Source organism: Pseudovibrio sp. FO-BEG1, from assembly GCF_000236645.1.
Taxonomy (GTDB): Bacteria; Pseudomonadota; Alphaproteobacteria; order Rhizobiales; family Stappiaceae; genus Pseudovibrio.
This window is the reverse complement of record NC_016642.1, coordinates 3973196-4000170: the sequence shown is the minus strand read 5'-3', so window position 1 is coordinate 4000170 and position 26975 is coordinate 3973196. Positions and strand designations below refer to the sequence as shown.

Below are 26975 nucleotides of genomic sequence, written 5' to 3'. Positions count from 1 at the left end.
CGGGGATCAGGCTGGTAGGGTGCCAACCTTGCCGCGTAAACTGATTTTCTCTAGTGGTTGGATGTTCGCGTTTGGTGCCAGCTCCTGGAAGGAGAGCACAGCCAGATCCGCGTAATCTCGCTCAATCACTTTGCGGAAGAAACGGCGGATATCCATTGGTACCAAGATCACTGGAGCAATGCCGTTGTGTGCCAGATTATCGCCAATGGCACTGCGCATGACGGTGATGAGCTGGCGGTGGGTGTCCGGTGACAAAGCAAGATAGGATGCGCCGCTGGTCTGTCTGATCGCACCGCGCACTTCGTCCTCGATGTCTTTGTCGATGAGGTACGCCGGGATGATGTGCTGGCCTGCAGAGTACTTATGCGTGATGTAGCGGCTCAATGCCATGCGGATGTGTTCCGTCAGCATAAGCGGGTCTTTTTCCTTCTGGCCCCATTCCACGATGGCCTGAAGGATGGTGCGCATGTCACGGATGGAGATGTCTTCACGGACCAATCGTTTGAGAACATCAGCGAGTGAGATGAGCGGGACGGCGCGGTTTACTTCGCGTACCAGCTCGTCAAAATCGCTTTCCATGTGCTTGAGCAGGAACATGCATTCCTGAATGCCGAGGAATTCTGCTGCGTGCTGCTTGAGGACATGAGCCAGATGCAGGCTGAGCATGCCGGTCAGAGTCAGGGTTTGAATGCCTGCGCGGGTTGCCTGCTCAAAGTGCCTGTTGCTCACCCAGAAGGATGGAGTGTTCGGCAAGAAGCTGTCACCTTCCTCGTAAGGGATGTTGAACATGGCAAGGTTTGGCGGTGTTTCGCGGGCAATGAAGTAACCAGAACGGGCTGCACCACGGGCAACCGGCACCTCGTTGACGAGGATGCGATACTCGCCTTCAGGCAGGCTCTCGTTCAGGCGCAGCTTGATGCCTGGGAAGGGGACGCCGAGATCGAAGTAAAGTGCCTTGCGGACCTTTGCGACTTCTCTGTCCAGCTTCTTCGGGTTGAGGGTGGAGCGTACGGATGATGAGATATCGACGATCAAAGGAACCGTGATGGTAATCGCCAGATCCTGTGCAGCTTCTACCTCGGTTGCCATGTCCTCATCTGGCATCATCTGCGCTTCACCTTCCGGCGCTATGGCCGGGGCAAAGGCTGAGAGTTGCTGAGAGTCTTTCTTCGCAGACTGGGTCTTGGTCCGGCGCATTGCAAAGTAAGCGATGGAGCCAAAGATAGCTGCCAGCAGCAGGAAGATAACAGAAGGGAAGCCCGGGATCAGCGCGAAGCCAACCATGATCGCGGCTGCGATCATCAGGGCTTTTGGTTCACCGTTCAACTGTTTGGCGATGTCAGAGCCAAGATCGCTGGAGTCATCGGTGCTTACGCGGGTAACCATGAAGCCAGCGGTGATGGAGATGAACAGAGCCGGGATCTGAGCAACCAGACCATCACCAATGGTAAGAATGGTGTAGCGATCCAGCGCATCAACAGCGCTCATGCCGTGCTGAGAGGTGCCAATGATGACGCCGCCGATGATGTTAACGGCGGTGATGATCAGGCCCGCGATGGCATCGCCCTTCACGAACTTCATAGCGCCGTCCATGGAGCCATAAAGCTGGCTTTCTTTTTCCAGCTTGGACCGGCGGCGCTTTGCTTCGTCCAGCTCGATCTGGCCGGCCCGCATGTCAGAGTCGATAGACATCTGCTTGCCCGGCATCGCATCAAGGGAGAAGCGAGCGGAAACCTCTGCCACGCGTTCGGAGCCCTTGGTGATCACAAGGAAGTTCACGATGGTGAGGATCAGGAAGATAACAATACCGACGACCAGATTGCCTTGCACCACGAAGTTGCCGAAGGTGTCGATGATTTCACCGGCATCGGCTTTCAGCAGGATCAGACGGGTCGTTGTGATGGACAGCGACAAGCGGAAGAGGGTTGTCAGAAGCAAGATGGACGGGAACGCCGAGAGGGCGACAACATCCTTCAGGTAGAGCGCGGCCATGAGCAGGATTGCTGCAAGGCTGAGGTTGATGGCAATCAGCGTATCCACGAGAACCGTCGGCAACGGAAGGATCATCATGAATACGATTGCGATCAACAGAAATGCCAAGAGAACGTCATTTCTCTGCGACATCGTTTGAAAGATTTTTTGCACGTCCTGCTCCTGATTTCAGCCTGCTCTTGCTTTCAGGCCAACTCACCTTTCGCTTCTAACAATTGGAAAAAGCCACAGGTGTGCCGCAGCAAACACTTGAGTAAAAATTTAAGAGATGACTTCGGGTTTTCCCTGCACGGAAATGCCAATTACGCAGGTAAGATGATCTCGCCGGTGTTTTCAGTCAGTGCGATTTGGGGTGTGGCGCTTGTTTCGATCATGTCGTTGAGCTTTGATGCTTCGCTGACGAAGTTTCTGAGCGTGGTGTAGAGTTTGTTTTTGTCGAGGTTGTTGGTGTACTCGGTCTTGATCAGCGCAAGATCACCATCTTTCTCAACAAGACCAACGCGATAGTTGTCTTCTGCCTGTTGCTTGTCGGAGTAGTAGAGGACTTTTCGATAGGTCTCCTGCCGCGCTTCCGGTGTTGGGGCTGCGAGGATCGTGGAGATGTGCAGGATACCGTTGTCCTCATCACTCTCCAGAATGAGCAGGAAATCTTCCAGAAGAATGGTCCAGGTTTTTGCTTCGGCGTACTCTGATATTTCCAAGGCTTCCAGAAGCGGCCCGACTTCAACCATCAAGTCGTGAATGATTTTGAAGTTGTCCATTCGACAGTCCCTAACTCTACTGATTTATCTGGGTTATTCTGTAGGGGGCGTCTCAATCAAGTGTTGTGCCGTTTGATACAAAACACTGGCGTTTGAAGAAGAAATTTGCAGGCCGCATACAATACTGCTGCAGCGTTACTTGTGGTGAAGACTTTCTACAGCTGAATCACATGTGAAATGGATATGGAGCTGGCTTAAGTCACTATGCAGAATTGAGTTTTACTTATTGCTTGACAATAGAACGTGTTGCCGATCTCATTACCTTAATAAAATTATAAAGAAAAATCATTTTAGGGGAGGGGTTGTTTTGTCTAAAGGTGTTTTCTGGAAAACTAGTCTAACTGCACTTCTGCTTTCGTGGGGAGTTCTCTCTGCGGAAGCTGAGACAATCAAGATTGGCTATATTGATCCGCTGTCTGGTCCGTTTGGGAGTACGGGTGATGCGGGGTTAAAGCACTTCCGGTATGCGGCGGATGAGATTAATGCTGCCGGTGGCATGGGCGGCATGCAGGTAGAAGTGGTTGCTTTTGATAATAAAATCAATCCAAAGGAGAGCCTTGTACAGCTGCAGAAGGCGATTGATCAGGGTGTTCGCTTTATCGCGCAGGGGAATGGGTCGAGTGTTGCCAATGCTTTGACGGATGCGATTGCCAAGCACAACAAGCGTAATCCGGGAGAAGAAGTACTTTTCCTAAACTATGCAGCTGTTGACCCGGCACTCACCAACAAGAAATGCAATTACTGGCACTTCCGGTTTGATGCGCATGTGGACATGAAAATGGCGGGTCTGACGGACTGGCTGCGGGATCAGAAAGACATTAAGTCCGCTTACATTCTGGCGCAGGATTATTCTTATGGCCGGGCATTCACGGCTGCTGCGAAGTCCATGATTGAGGAGAAGCGTCCTGACATCAAGATTGTTGGTGCAGAGCTTCATCCTATTGGCAAGGTTAAGGATTTCACGCCGTACGTTCAAAAGATGATGAGCGCGAAGGCTGATGTTGTGTTCACCGGCAACTGGGGGACAGATATGACCTTGCTGGTGAAGGCGGCCAATGCGTCTGGTCATACTGTGCCGTATCTGACGTTCTATGGCGGCGGCCTTGGGGCTCCAACGGCAATGGGGCAAAGTGCTGTTGGATTGGTGAAACAGATCACCGAGTTCCATGAAAATATTGAAGCTTCTGAGAAGCAGATGGCGCGGGTGGATGATTTTGAGAAAACCAACAGTCTTGATTACTATTATGAGCGTGTTTTTACGCTGATGAATATGCTGGACAAAGCGGTTGATGGTGTGGGTTCGGTGGACGTTCCCAAGATTGCGGCGGCGCTGGAAGGCATGACTTATGAGACGCCTTATGGTGAGGTGACTATGCGGGCGGATGACCATCAGCTGATGCAACCGCTTTATATCTCTACGTTTTCTGAGGGTGTTGCCCGTGATGTCGAGAACACCGGTTACGGGTTTAAGACTGATATCACCATCCCAGCAGCGGCGACAGAAACACCGACTACGTGCAAGATGCGGCGTCCTTCCTAACATTCTCGTCTGATCAATGGCGTGCTCGGGCAATCGGGTCTGAGCACGCCCAGTTTTCTAGGGGATGTTATGGAGACGGTTGTTTTTGCTCTGCTCAACGGGCTGATCTATGGCCTGTTGCTCTTCATGCTGTCCAGCGGATTGACGTTGATTTTCAGTATGATGGGCGTTCTTAATATGGCCCATGCCAGCTTTTACATGCTGGGTGCTTACTTTGCTTTTACCCTTGGTCAGCACACCGGATTTTGGTTTGCGTTATTTCTTGCGCCGATTTGCGTTGGAGCCGCTGGAGCATGCGTTGAAAAGTGGGGCTTACGCAAAGTGCATGCCAGCGGGCATGTGGCCGAGCTGCTTTTCACTTTCGGGCTGGCTTATGTGATTGAAGAGCTGGTGAAGATCATCTGGGGCAAGTTTGCTGTTGCCTATGAGATTCCGTCGGAGCTGAATTTTTCTCTCTTTGAACTTTTCGGCTCCCAATATCCGGTCTACCGGATTTTCATGCTGGCTGTGTCCATCGGGATGCTGGCGGGACTGTGGTACCTGCTGAAGCGTACTCGGATCGGGCTGATCATTCAGGCTTCGCTGACCCATCCGCATATGGTGTCTCATCTGGGACATAACGTGCCACGGATCTTCATGCTGGTGTTTGCGGCAGGATGTGCACTGGCGGGGCTCGCTGGCGTAATCGGCGGCAACTACCTGGTGACTGAGCCGTCCATGGCGTTTTCCATTGGACCGATTGTCTTCGTGGTGGTCGTGGTTGGTGGCATGGGTAGTCTGGAAGGGGCGTTCATTGCCAGCTTGCTGATTGGCTTCTTGCAGACCTTCGCCATTTCCATTGATGCCAGCTTTGCCGAGATCTTCTCTTTTGCAGGATTGAGTGCGGATGGAGACATCGGGCGCATCACGATTGCGTCTCTGGCGCCCATGTTGCCGTTCATTCTTCTGGTTCTAATGTTGATGCTGCGTCCGCGCGGCCTGATGGGGGAGCGTGAGTTTTGACCGACTACAGTCTTGACCGGTTGCCTGATCTGGCTCCGAGTGCACGCTACAAGTTTGCAACACGGGTACTGCCGTTGCTACTGCTTGCGTTGATCCTTTTGAGTATTCCGCTGTTTGAGCCTTCCAGAACATGGCTGTCGCTGTTCAACGCCATTGGCATCAACATGGTTTTTGCGCTCTCCTACAATATGTTGCTGGGGCAGGCGGGCATGCTTTCGTTTGGCCATGCGGTTTACTTTGGCCTTGGTGGCTATGCGGCCATGCACGGGATGAATGCCATTGAGAACGCTAGCTATGATGGCGGCGTCTGGGCGGCGTTCCCTATGTTTGCCTTGCCATTGGTGGGCTTTGCTGGCGGAGCACTGGCGGGAGCTGTCATCGGCTGGCCGTCTTGCCGGCGCGCTGGTGTGCCGTTTGCCATGATCTCGCTTGGCATTGCCGAGCTTGTGGCTGCTGCCGGGTTCATGTTCATCAGCGTGTTTGGCGGAGAAGAGGGGATCACAGGCGACCGGATGAATGGCATTGAGCTGTTTGGCTTGTCGCTTGGCCCTTTGGGTGAGGTCTACTGGTTCATCGCATTCTGGACGTTTCTTGGCACAGCGCTGATGTATGCCTTTACGCGAACGCCGCTTGGCAAGTTGGCGCAAGCGGTGCGGGACAATCCGGAACGGGTGCAGTTTGTTGGCTATAACCCCAACCGGGTTCGCTATCTGGTGTTCATTGCCGCTGGCGGATTTGCTGGTTTGGCAGGCGGTATGTCTGCGGTGAACTATGAGATCTTTACGCCGGAGAGCCTGAGTGTAGTGCCATCCGGTCTTGTGCTGTTGATGGCTTACATTGGCGGGGCGCGCTATTTCGTAGGTCCGATCCTTGGGGCTGTTGTGCTGACTTATATGCAGTCCAACCTCTCTGATTACTCAGAGGCCTGGCTGCTTTACCTGGGCCTGTTGTTTATCGGGATGATCCTGTTTGCACCGGGCGGTCTTGCTGGTTTGCTGCTGAGTGGGGCGAATGCTTTCAAGAGCTCCTTTGGTGTGAAGGAGTTCCTCCGGCTTGGGGCTTATCTCGTCTCTGCGCTGCTTGCCTCAGCTGGTGTTGTTGTACTGGTGGAACTGGCTGTTCGCCATTCTAATGGTTTTGGCGAAGCGTTTGAGCCGTTTGGCTGGCATCTGGCGCCGGATCAGGTGATGCCATGGGGTGTTGGCCTTGTGCTGGCGTGTGTTGGCATGGGTTTGCTCAGAGTGCTTTCCAGACAGGGAGGGACTGGCTCATGACAGCTCCTGCTTTACAGCTGACAGATGTACGCAAAAGCTTTGGTCCTGCAAAGATTATTGAAGGGGTCTCTCTAGAGATCGTTCAAGGGGAACGCCACGCGATCATTGGACCTAATGGGGCTGGCAAGTCTACGTTGTTCAACCTGATCTCTGGATCGTTTCCGCCAAGTTCCGGCACAATCAGTCTGGGGGGACGGCAGATCTCCGGCCTGAAGCCCTATGAGATCAACCGGCTTGGGCTGTCGCGGAGTTTTCAGGTCTCAAACATCTTCGCCAACATGTCCGTGCGGGAGAATGTGCGCTGCGGGGTGCTGTGGTCACTTGGCTATGGGCACAGCTTCTGGCGCAACATCGGCAACTTGAGAGAAGTGCAACGCAAGACAGCAGAAGTGCTGGAGAAGGTAGGACTGACAGAGAAGGCTGATGTGCCTGCCGTGCTTTTGACCTACGCGGATCAGCGTACTTTGGAGATTGCTATCACCATTGCTGGTGGGGCTGATGTGATCTTGCTGGATGAACCGACAGCGGGCATGAGTCACTCTGAAACCGACCGGGCTATTGAGCTGATTGAGATGGCAACGGAAGGCAAAACCCTGCTGATTGTGGAACATGATATGGGCGTTGTCTTTGGGCTATCCGATCGGATTTCTGTGCTTGTTTATGGCGAGATCATCGCAACAGGAACACCAGAGGAAATCCGTGGAAATGAGCGGGTTCGGGAGGCGTATCTGGGAGATGAGGCAGATTTCGCGGAGGTGACGGCATGAGCACTCATGTTTCAAATGAAATGCTGAAAGTCCGCGACCTGCATGCGTTTTATGGCAAGAGCCATGTGCTGCGCGGGGTGAGCATGGATGTACCCAAAGGCAGTGTGACAGCATTGTTGGGGCGCAATGGTGTTGGGCGTTCTACCACCGCCAAAGCGATTATGGGTGAGGTGGCGCCAAAGGGAGACATCTGGTTCAAGGGCGAGAATATCTCCGGCCAGCCAAGTCATAGCATTGCGCGCAAAGGCCTTGGCTACGTGCCAGAAAACCGCGATATCTTTCCCATGATGAGTGTGCGGGACAATCTGCTGCTGGGCATCAAAGATATGCGCAGACCGGGTAACTGGAGCATTGAACAGATGCTCGATATGTTTCCCAACCTCAAATCACGGGCAGATACGGCAGCGGGGGTGCTCTCTGGTGGTGAAAAGCAGATGCTGACCATTTGCCGGACGCTGATGGGGGATCCTGATCTGATTATCATTGATGAGCCGACAGAGGGGCTTGCGCCGAAGATCGTAACGCAGGTGGGAGAGCTTATCGCCGAGATTGCGCGGGCGGGTGTTTCTATCCTGCTGGTGGAACAGAAGCTTTCCATTGCGTTGAAGATTGCGCAGCAGGTCTATGTGATGGGGCATGGGGAGATTGTTTATCACGGCACGCCTGATGAGTTCCGGGCTAGGGATGATATCCGGCGAGAATGGCTGGAGGTGTGATCCTCCTTTTTCTTGGAGAAGTGCGGCTGCACGCTTTGCGGGTGTTCTTTGAGGACTGTGATCTATGCTAGGCAAATGGCTGTGACTGATAGGGACGGGGTTTGAGTGTTGACGGGACATGAAGAAAAAGACCGGCGGTTTGCAACAACGCTGGCGCGGGGATTGCAGGTTTTGCGTGCGTTCCGGGCTTCTGACGATGGCCTTGGAAACCAGGAGATTTCTCAACGCACCGGAATCCCTAAGTCTACAGTTTCCCGTTTGACCTTCACTCTGCAACAGCTTGGCTACCTGAGCCATGCACGCCGTCATGATCGCTACCGCTTTGGTCCGGCCGCTCTTGCGCTGGGCAACATTGCCAGTGCCTCTGTGTCCTTCATTGAAGCGGCTAACCCGATAATGCAGCAACTGGCGGATGAAACGGGTACGCTTGCGCTGCTTGCGGTGCTTGATGAAAATAAGATGCTGCTGACCAAGACATGGCGACCGAAGGGTGTGCCCGCAATCTGGCTGGAAGTGGGGCACCGTATTCCGATCACTGGCTCATCTTCAGGTCACGCTTATCTGGCCAGTGTTTCCGATCATGAGTTCAAGCAGGTTTGCGAGCGTGTGCACGGGCGGGAAGAGAGCATTTCCATTGAAGCCCTTGAGGCTGCACGGGCTGCAGGGTTCTCTCAGCTTTTGGCGCAAGGCTTTGTGATTGTTGATGAAGACAAGCGTTATGCTGAGAACATCAATGCGGTTTCAACCGGATTCCGATCCTACGACTTTGGCGAGCCGGTTGCGATCAGCTGCGGCGCGACGCCGGATATGCTGAGCTATGAGCGGATGCAGGACGAGGTTGGGCCGAAGCTGCGTGACAGGGTGAAAGAGCTGGAGCGCGCTCTTGGCTTGCCTTCGGTTCTGGTGAACCGCGGCTGAGTACTCTTCCCGTTTCTTCTGTCTGTTATTGGCGTGCAGACCGCTATGGGTATTCTTTAAATTCTGCATAATGGAATTATAAATTACATATTGAAATAATCTGGGTGCGCGATACTCTGACTTCATGATGGGGTGAGGTGGTGTGTTTGTACCGGTCTTTCCCGAAAGTTATGTCCAGTGAAGCGGGGAGGGCGGCATATGGACTTGAACTATTCAGCTGATGAGCTGGCGTTTCGTGATGAGGTTCGTGTTTTTTTGAAGGAGAACCTGTCGCCGACACTTTCGGAAAAAGTCCGGCTGGGCAAGCGTCTTTCCAAGACAGATCATGAAGAGTGGCATGCGACGCTGAACAAGCGGGGCTGGCTGGCGATCAACTGGCCTGTTGAGCATGGCGGTACAGGCTGGAATGCAGTCTATCGGCATATCTTTGAGGAGGAGCTTTGTCTTGCTCATGCGCCGCGGACGATCCCTTTTGGGCTCTCCATGCTGGCGCCCGTGCTGATGAAGTTTGGCAGCAAGGCTCAGCAGGATCATTTTCTTCCCCGCATTCTGGATGGCACGGATTGGTGGTGTCAGGGCTACTCGGAACCACAGGCTGGTTCTGATCTGGCCTCTCTGAAGACCCGTGCTGTTCGGGATGGTGACCACTATGTTGTCAACGGTCAGAAAACCTGGACTACACTGGGACAGCATGCAGATTGGATCTTCTGCCTTGTGCGCACGGATACTGAGGTAAAAGCGCAGGAAGGCATCTCGTTTCTGCTGATTGATATGAAGACGCCAGGTGTCACTGTTCGGCCCATCACTCTGATAGATGGCGGGCAGGAAGTGAATGAAGTGTTTTTTGAGGACGTGCGGGTGCCGGCGGTCAACCTTGTTGGAGAGGAGAACAAGGGCTGGACCTACGCTAAATATCTGCTCACCCACGAGCGTACCAATATTGCCGGTGTTGGCTTTTCGACTGCAGGACTGGCTCATCTGAAGGAGATCTGCACCAAGCAGATGTCAGGCGGAAAACCTTTGTTGGAGAACCCGTATTTTGCAGGGCGGATTGCGCAGATTGAGATTGATCTGATGGCAATGGCGACCACCAACCTGCGCATGATTGCCAAAGCGGCAGCTGGGCAAGCGCCGGGGGCGGAGAGTTCTATGCTGAAGATTAAGGGCACGGAAATCCGGCAGGCGATTAACGATCTGACACGGCGGGCGGTTGGGCGTTATGCCATGCCGTTTGTCTCTGAAGCGCTGGATAGCGGTGCGAATGCGCGAGGGGTTGGGCCGGATTATGCTTCCTCTGCAAGCCCGGGCTACTTCAACAACCGCAAGCTCTCCATCTTCGGTGGATCCAATGAGATCCAGCGCAACATCATCAGCAAAGCCATTCTCGGTCTCTAGGAGTGTTCCATGGATTTCAATCATAGCGAAGAACGGCGGATGCTTCAGGAGACGTTGCATCGCTATCTCTCTGATAATTATGGCAGTGAGCAGCGCTCTGCTTCCATTTCTCATGGTCAAGGTTGCTCGGGGAAGGTTTGGAGTGATTTTGCTGAGCTTGGGGTGATCGGTGTGTTGTTTGCCGAGGAATATGGAGGCTTTGGCGGTGGCGGCTTTGACATTGCCGTTGTGTTTGAGGAGCTGGGCCGTGCTGCCAGTGTGGAGCCGTTGATGACTTCTGGCGTTATGGCCGGTCACTTGCTCAGCGCGCTTGGTTCTGATGCGCAGAAGGCGATGATTAGGGAGGTGATCGCTGGTGATCTGAAGATTGTGTCCGCACTGGAAGAACCTCAGTCGCGCTATGATCTTGATGTGGTGGAGACGAAGGCTGAGCGGATTGATGATGGGTATCGATTGAATGGCACCAAGAGCGTGGTGATTGGCGGGCCGAGTGCGGATAAGCTGATTGTGAGTGCGCGCGGTGATGAAGGCTTGCTGCTGTTTGTGGTGGATGCTGATGCTGCGGGTGTGGAGCGGCACTCTTATCCCAATCTGGATGGTTATCACGCTAGTGACATTGCGCTGGTGAATGTGGAGGTTCCGGTTTCCGCGTGTCTGGGGGCTTCGCAAGCTGTTCTTCCTGCTCTGGAAGCTGCGCGTGCAGCTGGTGTTGTTGCCCTGTGCGCTGAGGCGGTTGGTGCTATGGAAGCGGCAAAGGATCTGACGGTTGAGTACTTGCGGGTGCGAACGCAGTTTGGCCGTGCGCTGGGCAAGTTTCAGGCGCTTCAGCACCGGATGTCGACTGTTCTTATCGAGATTGAGCAGGCCCGCTCTGCACTGATCAATGTGGCCGGACACCTGTCTGCCGAGCTATCCTTACGGGACAAACATGTGAGTGCAGCGAAGAACCTGATTGGCCGGGTTGCTCAGTTGGTTTGCGAAGAAACCATCCAGCTGCATGGCGGGATCGGGATGACTGAGGAGTACGCTCTGGGCCACTATGCGAAACGCCTGATGATGATCGACCATCAGCTGGGTGATGTGGATTATCATCTGGAGCGCTTTGTTGGTGTTATGCAGGCGGAAGCTGTGCGGGAGATCTCATGATGAAACGGGCTTCTCTTGTCAGCGTTGAGCGGAAATCTGATCGACTCATCGTCATGAACTGCAACTCCTCCCGCCGCAATGCGCTTTCGCCAGAGTATTATGAAGGGCTTTCGCAGGCGCTGGATTTGGCCAATGAGGAGCCCGAGATCCGCTCCGTTATCCTGATGGGGGAAGGCGGTTACTTCTGTGCGGGTGGAGATCTGAACACGCTGGTCAAGCGCCGCGAGATGACGATTTCTGAGCGAAAAAATAATATTGAAAAGCTCCATAATCTGCTGAGGAAAGTGAGAAGCTGCGCGAAGCCGGTGATTGCGGCGGTCGATGGTGGAGCAGCAGGGGCTGGTGTGTCTCTGGCTTTGGCTTGTGACTTCGTGGTGGCGGATCGGCAGGCGGAGTTTACGCTGGCCTATGTGAAGGTGGGACTGGTGCCGGATGGTGGGGCGACGGCCTCGCTTTCTCGCCTGATCCCCCGGCAGCTGCTCACTGAAATGTGTCTGTTAGGGCAGCCTGTTTCAGCAGAGCGGCTTCATCAGCTGGGTGTTGTCAATGTACTCAGTGACAAGCCTGCACTGGTTGAGGCGAATTTGCTGGCAGATCGCATTGCGCAAGGTCCGGCTGGGGCTCAGGCTTCAATCAAACGGTTGGTTGATGCATCTGACAGCAACAGTTTTGACGCTCAGATGGATCTGGAGCGGGACACCATGGCGGAGGCACTTGGTGGTGATGAAGCTCAGGAAGGGATCAATGCCTTTCTGGAGCGGCGCTTGCCTGAGTTTGATTAGGTGAGACCTAAAGAAAAGAAAAAGCCCTGAAGCAGGTGATCCGCTTCAAGGCCAGTTGAGCCCGTTTTATCGCGTGATTTGAGGTAACCACGTTGCCAGCTCAGGGAAAATGGCAAGCACGACAATCAGGGCGAGTGTACAGAGAATGTAAGGCAAAGCGGCCCATGCCACGTTGCCGATGGTGGTTCCTTTTGGGCTGACACCCACCATCACAAACAACAGCAAGCCGAATGGCGGTGTTGCGAGGCTCAGCTCCAGCGCCAGCAGCATGACAACGCCGAACCAGACTTGATCAAACCCGTAGAGGCTGACCAGCGGCATGAAGACCGGCAGGGTCAGCATCATGATGGAAAGTTGATCCATGAACATGCCGAGGAACACGAGTGTCAGGAACAGGATAGCCAACATAGTGTAGGCGTTGAGATCAAAGCCGGATGACCACATGATCAGGCCCGAAGAGGCACCGGAAAATGCCAGGATCTGCGAGAAGGTGGTGGAACCGATGATGATCGTCAGCATGAGCGTTGACACGATCAGTGCACCGCGCAGCGACTTGGTGATCGCTTCAATCGTCAGCTTTTTGTAAAGTGCGGCGAGAAAAGCCACCGCTAGCACACCGAATGCAGCAGATTCTGACGGCGTTGCCCAGCCCAGCAAGATTAGACCCACCACCGCGAAGATCACCAATCCCATGGGCAGCACGTCGAAGGTGACGGCTTTGATCATTTCCGGCACAGAGGCTTTTACATCCGGGTGGCCGGGAGCTGAAGCCGGATCTAGTGAGATCTGGGTGCGGATGACGAGGATGAACATGAGCGCCAGTAAGAGGCCGGGGATCATGCCTGCGATCAGCAGTGCGCCCACATCGATGCGCCCGATGGAGCCCAGCAGAACGGCCAGAGATGAGGGCGGGATGATCATGGCAAGGCCGCCGGTGGCAACGATTGGGCCCATGATCATGTGTGGCTTGTATCCGCGCTTGACCATATCCGGCATCAAGGTTGACCCAAGCATGGCGGTGTTGGCCATGGAGGAGCCGGACAGCGTTGCGAAGACTGTTCCGCCAACCACAGTCATATAGGAGAGGCGTCCTTTGATACCGCCGAAACATTTGTCGAGCGCATCAAACACACGCATGGCAAGACCGGTGTGAAACAGCAGCTCTCCCATCACCAAAAACAAAGGTACAGGTACCAACGAGAAGTTGGTGATGGAGGTGGTGGAGTTTGCGATGAGCTGATCAATGCCGCTCAGGCCACCCATAAAATAGAGCGTGCCCAACAGATTGATCGTCAGAAAGGCGACAGCAACGGGCATGCCGATGGCCATCAAAGCCAGAATGGTGGTGAACATTGCGACCAGAGAAAGGTGCCAGTCCATAGGTGTGGTCCTTTTCTGTGGTGTTAGTGCTGTGCGCTTTCGCCGGAGTAGATATCTCCGCGAAGCAGCAGCCTGAAGAACTCAAGTGCCATTAATCCGAAGCCCGCTGCGAGAAAGGCGTAAAGGATCCACGAGGGAATGGCGATTGATCTGATGTCATAGGTACCGCGTTCCCACATCTGCGCTGTCAGCAAGGTCGCCCGCCAGCTGAGCACGGCAAGAATGCTTGCGGATGCAAGCAATACGGCTCGGCCGAGAGCTGTTTTCATGGCCGGAGGCAGGAAGCTGGTGAACGAGGTGATTGCGATGTGCCCGCCCTGACGGACCAGCCAAGGCGCACCGGCCATGGTAGCGAACAGCAAGGAGTATTCGATCAGAGCTGTGGTCGCCTGTATGGGCTGTTGCCCGGTGTTGCGCAGGATCACGTTGACCACGATGGCAAAGGTCATGAACACGAAGGAAAGGGCGCCAATCACCGCAAGGCCGGTGATGAGACCGGAGTAGATTTTGGGAAGAGACATGGGTTCTCTCTGCAAGGAGAAAGGGGCTGGTGCCCCTTCCATGTTTAACGCTGGTAGTAGGCTTTCTTCAGCTCATCATAGAGCGGAGAGTTGCTGGCTTTCATGCGGTTCCAGACAGCGTCATAGGCTTTGTCCAGATAGTCGTCCGCCGCTTTGCCTTCCAGGCGAACAATGGTCATGCCATCTTCGTGCACCTTGGTGTCTGTGGCAGCGATGATGGTCTGGAACTGATCGTAGGACTTCTGCTCGTACTCAATGGCTGCATCCTGCAGGATCTTCTGAGCTTCCGGGCTCAGGCTGTCCCATTTGGCCGGGCTCATTACGATGGAAAGGTCTGTTTGCAGGAAGCCCGGATCAACGCGGTATTTCAGGAACTTGTCCCATGAAAGGTCTTGAATGGCGACGATTGGCCAGCCTGCGCCGTCAAACACGTTGCGTTCCAGTCCGGTGTAAATGTCCGGCACAGGGGCTGAGACGGGAATGGCGTCCAGTGCTTCAAAGAAGCTTTTGTAAACAGGTGAGGTGCGCAGGCGTTTGCCTGTCAGGTCCACACTGCCATCTGCGCGTTTTTGCGGTTCACCGATGGTGTAGATGTGAAACTTGATGCCAGAATCGATGTGGGCCATCAGCTTGACGCCGAGACGATCTTTGAAGGCTTTTTCCATCAGCGCAAAGCCGCCGTTTTTGCGTCCTTCAGCGGCTGTGATGGTGGAGCCGAGCCACGCGTCGGCTTCCGGCATAGAGCCGAGGTGATATCCGGCAGGGCCGTAGTGAATGTCTACGATACCACGCTCAACTGCTGCCACCTGCTGGTTGGAAGGGAAGACTTCCGGGCCGCCGATATGCTGGATTTGCACGACGCCTTTGCCGCGTTCGTTGACTAGATCTACATAGCCCAGAAAAGACTGGGTGAAAGCAAGCGGTTTTGGAAATGCTGAAACTGCTTTGAGAATTTCTTCTGCCTGCGCGGAGCCGGCAAACAACATGGATGGAAGTGCTGCACCCATTACAACAGATGCAAATGCACGTTTTAAAGAATTGAATTTCATAGATCCCTCCCAGATTGCGCCGGTGTTCCGTCCGTTTGGCGCAATTGTCTGCGGGCTCTCGTCAATGCTGGATCCAAATGCTCTGGTGAGCTCAGTCTAACGCTGATTTTTCCTGATGAATCTGAGTTGGTTTGTCAGTTTGCAAAATCGCTCTTAACACGTCTTTTTATATGAAATGCGCTCTGTAACCTATTGCTTAAGCCCTAAGAATAGATGGAGGGTACATACAAATACATATATGTTCAAGCTTAAAATAATTAAACTATAGCGTTTTATCTATGCATTTGCAGATATATTGCGTGCCTGCTGTGACAGTGCGCTATGGATGCCAGCCGTGGCGAAGTCCACCAGCAAGGTCTTCAGCTCAGCAATGCCTGAAGTGTGATCTTTCCCGGCCATCGCGTCCACACGCCAGGCAGAGGTGCACAGGGCGATTTGGGAGGAGATGGAAAAGACAAAGGTTGCGGAGACTTTTCTCAGGTCTGTTTCTGGGTAGAGCTTTGCGATCTCTGTGAGAAACACTTTCGCGGTGGGATCGAAGCAAGCTCTGGAGATTGTGCTCCAGCGTTCTTCCGCTGAGACCATGGCCACCAGCCGGGCATAGGCGAGCCAGCCGGGACCACTGTTTTCGGCTTTTTCCAGATAAGGGTAGAAAAAGGCCTCCAGAATACCTCTGAGGGTGATCGCTTCTCCGGATGCTTTCAGCAGCTCCAGTGCATCCAGACGAAGGCGGGCCAACTCCTCAGCGCGGCGCTCGACTGTTTTGAAAAACAGGTCTTCTTTGGTGCCGAAGTGGTGGTTCACGAGACCTAGCTTCACGTCCGCTCTTTGAGCGATATCTCTGATGGATGCCGCGTCATAACTGCGAAAGGCAAACAGGTGTTCAGCCGCGTCGAGAATCTTCTGGCGCGTCTCCAAAGAGCTTTTTGAGGGCGCTCTTTGTCTTTGTTTTTCCTGCGAAATCTTCTTAATCATAAAAAGAGCTTGCCTTACTTTGTACGACTGTTCAATCTAATTGTAGTTCTGAGGGGGGACGAACAGTGAATATTTCAAAGGAGAGCTATGCCTTAATCGGGGCAGGGCCGATGGGGCTTGCCACGGCGAAGACACTTATTGAGCAGGGAATAGATTTTCAGGGTTTTGAGCTGCACAGCGATGTGGGTGGGCTTTGGGATATTGATGGTCCCAAATCGACCATGTACGAGTCCGCGCATCTGATTTCATCTAAGAAGATGACCGAGTTTACGGATTTTCCGATGGGTGATCATATCGCCGAGTATCCCGGTCATCGTGAGCTGAAAACTTACTTTCAGGATTTTGCCGAACAGTTTGATTTGAAGCGGCGCTATCACTTTGGGGCGGAAGTGACCCGTATTATGCCGCTGGGTGGTGATGGTGAGGGGTGGACCGTCAGCTGGAGAGATCAGGGCGGAGATCATTCAGCTGAGTTTGCCGGTGTGCTGATTGCGAATGGGACGCTGTCAGAACCGAACATGCCAGCGTTTGAGGGCGAGTTTGCCGGAGATCTGATCCATTCCTGCAAATACAAGAGTGCGCAGCAGTTTGCGGGCAAGCGGGTGCTGATTGTCGGGGCGGGCAACTCAGGCTGCGATATTGCCGTTGACGCGATCCATCATGGCGTTCACTGCGATATCTCCATGCGGCGTGGCTATTACTTTGTTCCCAAATATGTTTTCGGTAAACCAGCGGACACCATGGGCGGTGCGGTGAAACTACCGTTGTGGCTGAAGCGGCGTGTGGATCAGACGCTGCTGAAATGGTTCGTGGGCGATCCGCAGGCCTATGGTTTCCCAAAGCCGGATTACGCGCTTTATGAGAGCCATCCGGTGGTGAACTCGCTCATTCTCTACCATGCCGGCCACGGTGATATTGGCATTCGCGCTGATATCAAAGAGCTGGATGGAAACACGGTGCGGTTCCGTGATGGTGAAGAAGCGGAATATGATCTGATTGTTGCGGCCACCGGCTACAAGCTGCATTACCCCTTCATCGATAAAGAGCTGTTGAACTGGCAGGGGGATGCGCCGCATCTGTTCCTGAACTGCATGCATCCGGAACGGAATGATCTGTTTGTAATGGGCATGATTGAAGCGACCGGTCTGGGCTGGCAGGGGCGGCATGATCAGGCGGAGCTGGTTGCGCGGTATCTGCGCGGGCTTAAGGATGGCAGCGCTGCGGCAGAAGCGATCAAAGCAGAGAAGGCCAAGGGGTTTGCGCGTGAAACCGGAGGGATGAACTACCTGAAACTGGCACGCATGGCCTACTACGTGGATAAGCAAAGCTATCGCTCCGCGCTCAACAAACGAACGCAGGCGTTGAAGAGGGAGATGGCATGAGTGACATTGACCTCGTTGTTCTTAACTTCAACTCCGGCTCTCTAACGCTGCTCAATGGCATTTTGGCGATTGTGATGTTCTCCATCGCGATTGATCTTTGCCCCTCTGACTTCAAGCGTTTGACGCTGGCACCCAAGCCAGTGGTGATTGGCCTGTGCTCGCAGTTTCTGGTGTTGCCGAGCCTGACGTTTTTACTAGTGCTGCTGGTGCAGCCGAGGCCCTCCATCGCGCTGGGGCTTATTCTGGTGGCGGCGTGTCCGGGTGGAAATATCTCCAACTTCATCACGCATCGGGCGGGCGGCAATGCGGCGCTTTCTGTTTCCATGACGGCCTTTGCAACAGTAGGGGCGATCGTCGCGACGCCGTTTAACATTGCGTTCTGGGGTAGTCTCTATGGGCCGACGCGGGCGATCCTGCAGGAGACGCATATCGACAAGCTCTCAGTCGCGATTACGGTTTGCTTTATGCTGGTGCTGCCGCTGTTTCTTGGCATTCTGCTAAACCGGGTGAAGCCACGCCTTGCTGCGAAAATTCGGCAACCTTTGCGGCTGGCATCCATGGGGATCTTTATCGGCTTCATTTTCATCGCGCTGGTGGCCAACTGGAACTTCTTTCTGGCTTATGTTGGGGCTGTAGCGGCTTTGGTGATCTTCCATAACGGACTGGCATTGGCTGCTGGCTATACGCTGGCGACGGTTGCGGGTGTGTCGGCTTATGACCGGCGGGCAATCACCATTGAGACAGGCATTCAGAATTCTGGTCTTGGGCTGGTGCTGATCTTCAGCTTCTTTGGCGGGTTGGGCGGTATGTCTGTTGTGGCGGCAGCCTGGGGGATCTGGCATGCGATCAGCGGTCTGGCGCTGGCCAGCTTCATGGCGCGTAAGGCAGTGAAGGTTCCAGCGGAGGCAACGCTATGACCAAACTGCTGATAACAGGCGCTGCAGGTGGTGTTGGACAGGCGTTTCTAAAAGAGCTGGGGCAGACGGATCTGGAGGTCGTTGCAACCGATATCCGCGAGCCAGCAGATCTGCCTGAGACTGCCCGATATCGGATGTTGGACGTAACCACGGATAGGGTTGGTGCGGTGATCGAGCAGGAGCGGCCGGATGTGATTGTACATCTGGCCTCCATCGTGACGCCATCGGCCACCTCCACGCGGGAGATTGAGTATCTGGTTGATGTGGAAGGTACGCAGGCCGTGATTGACGGGGCGATCCAATCTGGCGTGAAGCGGTTGGTGGTGACCTCTTCCGGTGCTGCTTATGGCTACCATGCTGACAACCCGGTTCCATTGCGCGAAGAGGATGGCATTCGTGGGAACGAAGAGTTTGCGTATTCCTATCACAAGCGTCTGGTGGAAACAGCGCTTGCCAAAGCACGAGACGAGGCGCCTGAGCTGGAGCAGGTAGTGCTGCGGGTTGGGACGGTGCTTGGAACTGGTATGGACAACCAGATCACCTCACTCTTCCATAAACCTCGGCTGCTTGGCATTGCCGGATCAGACAGTGCGTTCGTCTTTATCTGGACGCAGGATCTTGCCCGCATCCTGCTGCGTGCGGCGACTGAGGCACCAGCTGGGATTTACAACGTTGCCGGGGATGGCGCGTTGTCTTTGCAGCAGCTTGGCGAAGTGCTGAAAAAACCGGTTCTGAAGTTGCCGTCATGGTTGATCAAGCTTGTTCTAGGTGTTGCAAAGCCGTTGCGGTTGTCACGTTACGGGCCGGAGCAGGTTCGGTTTTTGCAATACCGCCCGGTGCTGGCCAATGAGCGGCTGAAGTCCGAGTTCGGTTATACGCCGGAGAAGACAAGTGCAGAGGTGTTTGAACACTGGCGCGTATCTGTGGGGCTTTGATGAAGACAGCAATTATTACAGGTGGTGCCGGTGGACTGGGGCAGGCGCTTGCGGCCCGGTTGCAGCGGGAGAACTGGCATACGGTTCTGCTGGATTTGCCGGGGCCGGGTCTGGAGGCTCTTGGCAGCCATGAGAAGCAGAGCATCTACGCGTGTGATTTAACCGATGGTGGTGCGGTTGAGCAGGTGGCAGAACAGGTTCTTGCGGAGCGTCCAAGCATCGATCTGGTGGTTTACAATGCAGGCATTACGCATATCGGACTGTTTGCGGATATGGATTTAAGTGCACATCGCAAGGTGTTGGATGTGAACTACTTTGGGGCAGTGCATACGGCGCGGGCGTTTTTGAAAGCAGTGCGGGCTTCCAAAGGGTGTCATCTGGCGATCTCGTCTGTTGCGGGTTTTTCGCCCCTTGTCAAGCGGACCGCTTATGCGGCCAGCAAGCATGCGTTGGAAGGGTTCTTCAGTTCGTTGCGATCAGAGGAAAAATCTTACGGAGTACACACGCTGATTGCTGCGCCGTCGTTTGTGGCGACCAATGTGGGGCGCGCTGAGAAGCAAGAGAACGGGCTGGTACGTCCGGGGTCTTCAACAGATGGTGTTGATTACATGAGTGCGGAGCGGGCGGCGGAGATCATCTACAAAGCCTATGAACGCAAGACCCGTATGAAACCGGTTGGACGTGTCGCCAGTCTGGCGTGGTGGTTGAACCGGGTGTCTCCACGCGCCTATCAAAAGCTGATGGAACGGAACATCAAGGAGCCGAGTTAAGCTCTGCGATTTGAGGCTGGTCCCCGGCTATACTTTAGCTTCCAACACAGAGACCATGCCTTTGATGATGTGTCAGACCTTCCTGGCGTAGGTCTGACACTCAAACCCTGTGATTGTTGTTGCAAACACCTCGTATTCCGCCGTTCTGCTGGTGCCGTACATGCGGTGGAACTCTTCCGTGCTCATCTGTTCCGCAGCCTTGCTTTGCAACCATGTCTGGATGGCGACCTCCCAGTTTCCTGTGAGGTGGTCATACTGGGTCAGGTCTGCTTCCAGAGTGATGGGCATGCCGGGGTCGCTTTGGTTCTCAAGGCCGAGATGAATGCCTTCCAAAATGGCGGCAACAACCAGATAGGGGTTTGCATCTGCGCCAGCCACGCGGTGTTCCAGTCGTGCGCCTTTGCCGTGGGTTGCGGGCACGCGAATGGCAGCGGCGCGGTGATCATAGCCCCAGCAGCACGTGATTGGAGCATAAGAACCAGGCTGAAGACGGCGGTAGGAGTTGGCGTGTGGGGCAAACAGGATTTGCATGTCCAGCATGGTTTCCAGCAGGCCGCCAATGGCATTGCGGAGCGCGGGATTGGCTTCTTCCGCTGTGCCGCTAAAGATGTTGGTGCCATGTGCATCCAGCAGACTGGTGTGAACGTGGAAGCCGCTGCCGGTTTCTTCGCGGTATGGCTTGGACATGAACGTGACATCCATGCCGTGTTTGCGGGCGATGTGACGAACAACGCGTTTGAACATCAGGCAATGATCAGCTGCTTCCACTGCGCTTGGCACGTGCAAGAGGTTGATCTCGAACTGGCCGTGGCCGAACTCAGAAATAGTGGTGTCTGCCGGGATATCCTGAATCTTGCAGGCCTGATTGATCTCCATGAGGAGAGGTTCAAACTGGGCCATGATGTCCAGATCATAAATCTGCGAAGCTTCTAGGCGTTGATTGGTGCCGGGAATGCAAGGTGACAGTGGCAGGCCGGTTGGGCCGGGCTCAATATCGATGAAGTAAAACTCCAGCTCCGTGGCGACAACGGGTGTCAGACCTTTGTTCTGGAACTTCTTCTCCACCGTTTCCAGCACGTAGCGCGGGTCCAGCGGAGTTGGTTTTTGATCATCAATCTCAAAGAGTGTCACCAGCACCTGTGCGGTTGGCACTTTGGCCCATGGTACGAGCTTCAAAGTTCCGGGAACGGGAATGCATACACCGTCCGGATCACCACGCTCAATGGCAAGGCCCGTTGCTGGAACATCGACGCCCCATATGTCCAATGCCACTGTTGAGAGAGGCAGGCGCACGCCGCCTTCTGTCAGCTTTTGCAGCATTTCAGCGGGCAGCCATTTGCCTCTGAGCGGGCCACAGAAACCTGCATAGAGGATCTCGATCTTTTCCAGATCCGGGTATTGTTTCAGGAAGGCATCGGCTTCTAGGCGAAACTGATCCAATTGCGGCTTTACAGCAGTCAGGGTAGGCATGCGAACTCTTCTGGTCGTGATCTGGTCTGTTGTTTTATCTGGTGGTCTGGCTGGCGTAGATGCATAGCAAGTCCAGCGCTAATGTGGCTCCGGCAAGGGCCGTGATTTCAGCATGGTCGTAGGCAGGGGCCACTTCCACAAGGTCCATGCCTTTCAGGTTTATTCCAGCAAGGCCGCGCAGGATCTCGCGAGTTTCCCCGGTGTTCATGCCGCCAACGACTGGTGTGCCTGTGCCCGGGGCGAAGGCTGGGTCGAGGCAGTCTATGTCGAAACTGATGTAGCAGGCGCTTTGTCCTATGACTGTAAGAATGCGATCAATGGTGGCCTGCGCCCCGTTATTACGCACCCAGTCCGCCGTAATTGTGGTGAGGCCCTGCGTGTCTTCATTGTTGGTTCTGATACCAACCTGTATCGATGTTTCCGGATTGATCAGGCCGTCTTTCACAGCCCTGTAGAACATGGTGCCGTGATCGATGCGGGTGGAGTTGTCCGTCCATGTATCGCTGTGGGCATCAAACTGGATGAGAGACAAAGGCCCGTGCTTTTGGGCATGTGTCTTGAGCATGGGGTACGTGCTGAAATGGTCTCCGCCTAGCATGAGCGTGGCGACATTTGCTTGCAGAACTTTGGCGGCCTGACGTTCCAGATCCTCCGGTACGCTCATTGGATAGCCGGGGTCGAAGATGAAATCGCCGTAATCGACAACGGCAAGGCGGTCGAACGGGTCGAATGACCAGCCCCATGCATGATCCCATGCCAGAATGGAGGAGGCTTGCCTGATGGCGCGTGGACCAAACCGGCAGCCCGGTCTGTTGCTGACAGAGGTGTCGAACGGAATGCCCAGAACGGCGACATCAACGCCAGTCAGGTCTTTCGTGAACTTGCGGCGCATGAAGCTGAGCGCACCGGCATAGCTGGATTCAGCTATTGTGCCGTAGGGCGTGGAGCGGGTGTAGGCCAGATCTCCATGCGAGTATTCATCTAGCGAGGATGGGTGTTTTACATCAGACACGTTTCGTTCCTCGATCAGGTTGAGCTTATGGCCAGCTGTTCTTCCTTCATGCGCTTGACCTGTGCCTGTTTTGTGACCAGCGAGGCGGTGATCACGCCGACAGCAACGACAGCGATGAGAATGGAAGACAAGGCATTGATTTCAGGTGAAACGCCTATGCGCACCTGAGAATAGATTTTCATGGGCAGTGTTGTGGCGCCGGGGCCGGAGGCGAAGGAGGCGATGACTAGATCATCCAGCGACAGCGTGAAAGCCAGCAGCCATGCGGCCAAAATTGCCGGAAAGATGATGGGTAGTGTCACCTGCATAAAGGCTGAAAAGCGGGTGCAGCCCAGATCCAGCGCGGCTTCCTCAAGGCTGCGTTCAAAGGTCACCAGACGGGCGGAGACGACAACGGCAGCATAGCACATGGAGAAGGTGATGTGGGCCAGTGTGACTGTCCAGAAGCCGCGGGTGAAGTCCAGCGAGACGAAGAGTAGGAGTAGTGACAGGCCGGTGATGACCTCTGGCATGACCATGGGCGCGTAGATCATACCTGTGAACAGGGTTTTGCCATGAAACGGTCCAGCGCGGTTGAGCACGAGTGCAGCCATGGTGCCGAGTACGGTGGCGATGCTCGCGGAGATGAAACCGACGCGCAATGTAACCCAGGCGGCGTTGATGAAATTCTTGTTGAAGAAGACGGACTGATACCATTTGGTGGAGAAACCTGCCCAAACGGTGACCAGTCTGGATTCATTGAAGGAGTAGATCATCAGCAGAATGATCGGCAGATAAAGGAAGGCAAAGCCGAGTGTGAGCGTTGTGGTGTTGAACCAGTTGAAGCGGGTCATTGGCTGGCCTCCGCTTGTTTCTCCTGCTGTTTCTGGAACAGGATGATGGGCAGGATCAACATGAGTAGCAACAGAATTGCCACCGCTGAGGCTACTGGCCAGTCTCTATTGGAGAAGAATTCCACCCAGAGCGTTTTGCCGATCATGATGGTGCTGGAGCCGCCCAGAATGTCCGGAATGACAAACTCACCGACCGCAGGAATGAAGACGAGGAAGCAGCCAGCCCATACTCCGGGCAGGGAGAGTGGAAGCGTGATCACCCAGAAGGCTTTCATGGGAGAGCAGCCGAGATCAGTTGCCGCTTCCAGCAATGATCCATCCAGTTTTTCCAGCACGGCATAGAGCGGCAGCACCATGAAAGGCAGATAGGAATAGACGATGCCGATGTAGATGGCGGTGTCTGTGTTCAGGATCGTCAACGGCTCATCAATGATGCCTGTCCAGAGTAAGAAGTAATTGAGGAAGCCTTCTTTTTTCAGAATGCCGATCCATGCGTAAACGCGGATGAGGAAGCTGGTCCAGAAAGGCAGGATCACCAACATCAACAGAGTTGCCCGCCACTCCTTGGGGGCTTTGGCCATGGAGTAGGCGATCGGGTAGCCGATTAGAAGTGTGAGGAAGGTTGAGATAGCAGCGATCTTGAGGCTGCTGAGATAGGAGTTCAGATAAAGCGAGTCTTCGGTCAGCCAGACATAGTTCTCCAGATCAAACGCCTGCAACATGGCCCAGAAGCCTTGCCAGCCTTCAGCAAAGTCGAAGGTTGGGAAGTAGGGTGGGCGTGCAAGGATGACATCTGACAGGGAGATTTTGAGAACGATCACGAATGGTGCGAGGAAGAAGATCAGGAGCCAGATGTATGGGACAGCAATAAGCATTTTGCGGCCCCAGCCTGTGTCCAGATTGGTGGTGTCCTGCGTTTCTTCCGTGGGTGAGGTGATGTCTGCAACGGTCATGGCTTACCTCACGTTTCCAGAAAGACGCCAGCGCCTTTTTCCCAGTAGACGTAGACTGTGTCTTCCCACGTGATCGGGCGGTCGGCGAGGTGTTCGCGGTTGGACACCTGCGCTTTTAGGATCGTGCCGTTGGAAGCTTTGACGTGGTAGGTGGAGATGTTGCCGGTGTATCCGATATCCCAGACTTCACCTTTCACGCAGTTGTCTGTGTTCTCTGGTTTATCCTTGGAGATACGTAGCTTTTCCGGACGTACAGCAAGCCATGCTGTGGTGCCTGTTCGTGGGCGGAGTTTGGTTGAGACGGCTAGTGGCGTCTCGCCTTCCGCCCAGTAGAGGCTGGCTGTTTCGCCTGTGGTGATGTCGACGCGGCCTTCGATGATGTTGACGTCGCCAAGGAAGTCTGCGGAGTAGCGGGAGTTCGGGTACTCGTAGATTTCAGCGGGTGTGGCGACCTGCACGATCTTGCCGTGGTCCATCACGGCGATGCGGCTGGCCACCGTCATGGCTTCTTCCTGATCATGCGTGACGATGACAAAGGTGAGGCCGAGCTGCTCCTGAATGTTCATCAGCTCAAACTGGGTCTGCTCGCGCAGCTTGCGATCCAGCGCGCCAAGAGGTTCATCCAGCAAAAGGAGTTTGGGTTTCTTGGCAAGAGAGCGGGCAAGTGCGACGCGCTGCTTCTGGCCGCCTGAGAGTTGGTGTGGCTTGCGTTTGGCGAAGGGTTCCAGCTGCACCAGCGACAGCATTTCTTCTACCCGTCGCCTGATTTCGGGTTTGGGCGTTTTTTCCTGCTTCAGCCCGAAGCCGATGTTCTGTTCCACCGTCATGTGCGGGAAGAGGGCGTAGGACTGGAACATCATATTGACGGGTCGCTTGTGCGGTGGGGCTTTTTGCAGATTGCTCTGGCCGAGCATGATGTTGCCTGCGGTTGGATATTCAAAGCCAGCCAACATGCGCATCATGGTGGTTTTGCCGCAGCCGGATGGGCCGAGAAGGGCAAAGAACTCGCGCTCGTAGATGTTGAGCGTCAGGTCCTCGATGGCAGTGAAGTCGCCGAATTTCTTCGTGACATTTTCAAAACGCACCAAGGGTTCCTGGGTGGGATCTTCCCAAGGTGCGAACTTGCAGACTGGTTGCGTATTGACCAGAGTTTCCATAGTGGCCCGCTCCACTCTCTGTTTTCATTGCGCTTCCGAGGAAACATGGGAGGCGCGCGGGCAATGAAGATTGCCCGCAGCAGCCAGGAGTTACTGACCGGACTTCACAGCGGTCCAGGCACGGGTCACAACGCGCTGAATTTTTGGCGGGTAAGGGGTTGTGACGTATAGGTTTTCCATGGTTGCTTCATCTGGATACACCGCTGTATCTTCCAGCACTTCCTGATCCAGATACTCATGGGAGGCTTTGTTGCCGTTGGCGTAGACCACGTAGTTGGAAGCCTTGGCGATTACATCTGGGCGCATGATGTAATCCAGGAACATATGCGCTTCCTTGGAATTGGCTGCATCTGTCGGGATTGCCATCTGGTCAAACCACATCAAGGCGCCTTCCTTCGGGATGATGTAGTTCACGGTTACACCATTGTCCGCTTCAGCAGCACGGTCACGCGCCTGAAACACGTCGCCGGACCAGCCGATTGCGAGGCAGATGTCGCCGTTGGCAAGGGCGTTGATGTACTCGGAGCTGTGGAACTTCTGTACGTACGGACGGATGGTTTTGAGCAGCTCAGCAGCTTTCTCGATTTCCGCTTTGTCATGGCTGTCCGGGTTCAGGCCGAGGTGATTGAGGGCTGCTGGAATGAGCTCTGTGGGAGCATCCAGCATATGAATGCCGCAGTCCTGAAACTTGGCGAGGATTTCTGGATTGAAGATGATTTCCCAGCTGTCGACCGGCTTGCCATCCAGACGCTTGGCGGCTGCTTCAACATTGTAGCCGATGCCGGTGGTGCCCCACATGTAGTTGATGGAATAAGCATTGTCTGGATCGTAGATGGAAGTTCTGTCAGAGACGACGGACCACATGTTCTTCAGATTGGGAAGGGTATCTTTGTCCAGCTTCTGGAAGACGCCTGCCTGAATCTGACGGGACAAGAAGCTGCCGGTTGGAACTACGATGTCGTAGCCAGTGGTGCCTGCGAGCAGTTTGGTTTCCAGAACCTCGTTTGAATCGAAGACGTCGTAATTGACTTTGATGCCGGTTTCAGCCTCGAAGTCCTTCAGCACGCTCTCGTCGATATAGTCTGACCAGTTGTAGACATTGACGATGCCCTCTGCCTGTGCTGCGCTGGCTGCGAGTGCAACCATCATCGCGGTTGCTACAGTTCCCGTCAGTCTGGACTTGAAGTTTGAGCTCATTTCATCTTCCCCCTCAAATTGCTGCGCAGCATTGGTGCTGGCCTGTCTGGATCCGGCAGTCTCCGTTGTTCTTTTTTGTGTGCCTGTTTTGAAAGATGACCACAGAATTCTCAGCTAGGCAATAGTTTGTG

The 26975-nt window shown here is 54.4% G+C and carries 25 protein-coding genes; 13 read left to right on the top strand and 12 right to left on the bottom strand.

What is annotated here, in order from left to right; translation table 11 throughout:
• Positions 1-6: 6 nt before the first annotated feature.
• Positions 7-2100, bottom strand: a complete 2094-nt coding sequence (gene sctV, locus PSE_RS17925; RefSeq protein ID WP_008546646.1) for a type III secretion system export apparatus subunit SctV — start codon at positions 2098-2100, stop codon at positions 7-9.
• A 194-nt stretch (positions 2101-2294) separates the two neighbouring features.
• Entirely contained in the window at positions 2295-2753 is a 459-nt protein-coding gene (locus tag PSE_RS17920) for a type III secretion system chaperone (protein ID WP_014286145.1), read from the bottom strand.
• Positions 2754-3060: 307 nt separating this feature from the next.
• Between PSE_RS17920 and PSE_RS17915 the strand changes: the two genes are divergently transcribed.
• The 9 genes from PSE_RS17915 to PSE_RS17875 all read left to right on the top strand — a co-directional run bounded on the left by PSE_RS17915 (position 3061) and on the right by PSE_RS17875 (position 12293).
• Positions 3061-4293, top strand: coding sequence for a branched-chain amino acid ABC transporter substrate-binding protein (locus tag PSE_RS17915; protein WP_014286144.1), 1233 nt, complete (start codon positions 3061-3063; stop codon positions 4291-4293).
• A gap of 69 nt (positions 4294-4362) precedes the next feature.
• On the top strand, positions 4363-5295 hold the full coding sequence (locus tag PSE_RS17910; RefSeq protein ID WP_014286143.1) for a branched-chain amino acid ABC transporter permease: 933 nt from the start codon (positions 4363-4365) through the stop codon (positions 5293-5295).
• Positions 5292-6569: a branched-chain amino acid ABC transporter permease gene (locus PSE_RS17905; RefSeq protein ID WP_014286142.1), complete on the top strand. Its 1278-nt coding sequence runs from the start codon at positions 5292-5294 to the stop codon at positions 6567-6569. The genes PSE_RS17910 and PSE_RS17905 overlap by 4 nt, the downstream gene beginning before the upstream one ends.
• Positions 6566-7336, top strand: coding sequence for an ABC transporter ATP-binding protein (locus tag PSE_RS17900; RefSeq protein WP_014286141.1), 771 nt, complete (start codon positions 6566-6568; stop codon positions 7334-7336). The genes PSE_RS17905 and PSE_RS17900 overlap by 4 nt, the downstream gene beginning before the upstream one ends.
• Positions 7337-7356: 20 nt before the next feature.
• The gene (locus PSE_RS17895) at positions 7357-8052 is read left to right on the top strand and encodes an ABC transporter ATP-binding protein (RefSeq protein WP_041769092.1); all 696 of its coding nucleotides are present in this window, start codon (positions 7357-7359) and stop codon (positions 8050-8052) included.
• 105 nt (positions 8053-8157) lie between these two features.
• Positions 8158-8970, top strand: a complete 813-nt coding sequence (locus PSE_RS17890) for an IclR family transcriptional regulator (protein WP_014286139.1) — start codon at positions 8158-8160, stop codon at positions 8968-8970.
• 198 nt (positions 8971-9168) lie between these two features.
• Entirely contained in the window at positions 9169-10365 is a 1197-nt protein-coding gene (locus PSE_RS17885) for an acyl-CoA dehydrogenase family protein (RefSeq protein ID WP_014286138.1), read from the top strand.
• Between the two features lie 9 nt (positions 10366-10374).
• Positions 10375-11511, top strand: a complete 1137-nt coding sequence (locus PSE_RS17880; protein WP_014286137.1) for an acyl-CoA dehydrogenase family protein — start codon at positions 10375-10377, stop codon at positions 11509-11511.
• On the top strand, positions 11508-12293 hold the full coding sequence (locus PSE_RS17875) for an oxepin-CoA hydrolase, alternative type (RefSeq protein ID WP_014286136.1): 786 nt from the start codon (positions 11508-11510) through the stop codon (positions 12291-12293). The genes PSE_RS17880 and PSE_RS17875 overlap by 4 nt, the downstream gene beginning before the upstream one ends.
• Positions 12294-12359: 66 nt before the next feature.
• Here PSE_RS17875 and PSE_RS17870 read toward each other — a convergent pair whose 3' ends face one another.
• The 4 genes from PSE_RS17870 to PSE_RS17855 form a co-directional block, all read right to left on the bottom strand.
• Entirely contained in the window at positions 12360-13673 is a 1314-nt protein-coding gene (locus PSE_RS17870; RefSeq protein WP_008547157.1) for a TRAP transporter large permease, read from the bottom strand.
• 23 nt (positions 13674-13696) lie between these two features.
• Positions 13697-14194 carry a TRAP transporter small permease gene (locus PSE_RS17865; protein ID WP_041769089.1) on the bottom strand — a complete coding sequence of 166 codons (498 nt, stop codon included), beginning with the start codon at positions 14192-14194 and terminating at the stop codon, positions 13697-13699.
• Between the two features lie 44 nt (positions 14195-14238).
• Positions 14239-15243: a TRAP transporter substrate-binding protein DctP gene (dctP, locus tag PSE_RS17860; protein ID WP_014286134.1), complete on the bottom strand. Its 1005-nt coding sequence runs from the start codon at positions 15241-15243 to the stop codon at positions 14239-14241.
• Between the two features lie 276 nt (positions 15244-15519).
• Positions 15520-16218 carry a TetR/AcrR family transcriptional regulator gene (locus tag PSE_RS17855; RefSeq protein WP_014286133.1) on the bottom strand — a complete coding sequence of 233 codons (699 nt, stop codon included), beginning with the start codon at positions 16216-16218 and terminating at the stop codon, positions 15520-15522.
• Positions 16219-16283: 65 nt separating this feature from the next.
• On the opposite strand from PSE_RS17855, the gene PSE_RS17850 reads away from it, so the two are divergent.
• The 4 genes from PSE_RS17850 to PSE_RS17835 are packed head-to-tail and all read left to right on the top strand — an operon-like array spanning position 16284 to position 20222.
• Positions 16284-17600 (top strand): NAD(P)/FAD-dependent oxidoreductase, encoded by a 1317-nt coding sequence (locus PSE_RS17850; RefSeq protein WP_014286132.1) that lies wholly within the window; start codon positions 16284-16286, stop codon positions 17598-17600.
• On the top strand, positions 17597-18517 hold the full coding sequence (locus PSE_RS17845; RefSeq protein ID WP_014286131.1) for a bile acid:sodium symporter family protein: 921 nt from the start codon (positions 17597-17599) through the stop codon (positions 18515-18517). Before PSE_RS17850 ends, PSE_RS17845 begins: the two co-directional genes overlap by 4 nt.
• Positions 18514-19452, top strand: coding sequence for an SDR family oxidoreductase (locus tag PSE_RS17840; RefSeq protein WP_014286130.1), 939 nt, complete (start codon positions 18514-18516; stop codon positions 19450-19452). Before PSE_RS17845 ends, PSE_RS17840 begins: the two co-directional genes overlap by 4 nt.
• Positions 19452-20222, top strand: a complete 771-nt coding sequence (locus tag PSE_RS17835; RefSeq protein ID WP_014286129.1) for an SDR family oxidoreductase — start codon at positions 19452-19454, stop codon at positions 20220-20222. The genes PSE_RS17840 and PSE_RS17835 overlap by 1 nt, the downstream gene beginning before the upstream one ends.
• A gap of 72 nt (positions 20223-20294) precedes the next feature.
• Here the strand turns inward: PSE_RS17835 and PSE_RS17830 are convergent, their stop codons facing one another.
• The 6 genes from PSE_RS17830 to PSE_RS17805 form a co-directional block, all read right to left on the bottom strand.
• Positions 20295-21692, bottom strand: a complete 1398-nt coding sequence (locus PSE_RS17830) for a glutamine synthetase family protein (RefSeq protein ID WP_014286128.1) — start codon at positions 21690-21692, stop codon at positions 20295-20297.
• 34 nt (positions 21693-21726) lie between these two features.
• Positions 21727-22704 (bottom strand): agmatinase, encoded by a 978-nt coding sequence (gene speB, locus PSE_RS17825; protein ID WP_014286127.1) that lies wholly within the window; start codon positions 22702-22704, stop codon positions 21727-21729.
• Positions 22705-22718: 14 nt separating this feature from the next.
• Positions 22719-23537 carry an ABC transporter permease gene (locus PSE_RS17820; RefSeq protein ID WP_014286126.1) on the bottom strand — a complete coding sequence of 273 codons (819 nt, stop codon included), beginning with the start codon at positions 23535-23537 and terminating at the stop codon, positions 22719-22721.
• On the bottom strand, positions 23534-24490 hold the full coding sequence (locus tag PSE_RS17815) for an ABC transporter permease subunit (RefSeq protein ID WP_014286125.1): 957 nt from the start codon (positions 24488-24490) through the stop codon (positions 23534-23536). Before PSE_RS17815 ends, PSE_RS17820 begins: the two co-directional genes overlap by 4 nt.
• 8 nt (positions 24491-24498) lie before the next feature.
• Positions 24499-25647 (bottom strand): ABC transporter ATP-binding protein, encoded by a 1149-nt coding sequence (locus tag PSE_RS17810; protein ID WP_014286124.1) that lies wholly within the window; start codon positions 25645-25647, stop codon positions 24499-24501.
• 90 nt (positions 25648-25737) lie between these two features.
• Positions 25738-26844, bottom strand: a complete 1107-nt coding sequence (locus PSE_RS17805; protein ID WP_014286123.1) for a polyamine ABC transporter substrate-binding protein — start codon at positions 26842-26844, stop codon at positions 25738-25740.
• Positions 26845-26975: the final 131 nt, after the last annotated feature.